Below are 353 nucleotides of genomic sequence, written 5' to 3'. Positions count from 1 at the left end.
GAGGCACAAGCGGGGAATCCGCATTCTGCCGGGCGGCGACTACGGCTTTGCGTGGATGCCTCACGGGACGAATGCGCGTGACCTTGAGCACTTCCAAAAGTACATCGGAATGACGCCCAAGGAAATCTTGTTGGCGGCGACCAAGCTTGGCGGCGAGATCATGATGCAACCCGACAGCATCGGCCAGATTGCGCCGGGATTTTACGCTGACATCCTCCTCATTGATGGCAATCCGCTGGAGGACCTGAAAGTCATGCAAGACCCGACCAGAATCCTGATGGTCATGAAGGGCGGTGACATCTATAAGCACTGCAAGGACAGCGAACCGGTTAGTGCGAGCGTCCATGCGTCAC

General features: G+C 57.2%; 1 protein-coding gene. It reads left to right on the top strand.

What is annotated here, in order from left to right; genetic code table 11:
• The coding region (locus tag AB3X94_RS41995; RefSeq protein ID WP_368614487.1) for an amidohydrolase family protein at positions 1 to 353 on the top strand (353 nt) is incomplete at both ends.

Origin of the sequence: Paraburkholderia sp. BR10923 (assembly GCF_040948765.1) — a bacterium.
GTDB lineage: Bacteria > Pseudomonadota > Gammaproteobacteria > Burkholderiales > Burkholderiaceae > Paraburkholderia > Paraburkholderia youngii.
This window is presented reverse-complemented; position numbering and strand designations above follow the sequence as displayed.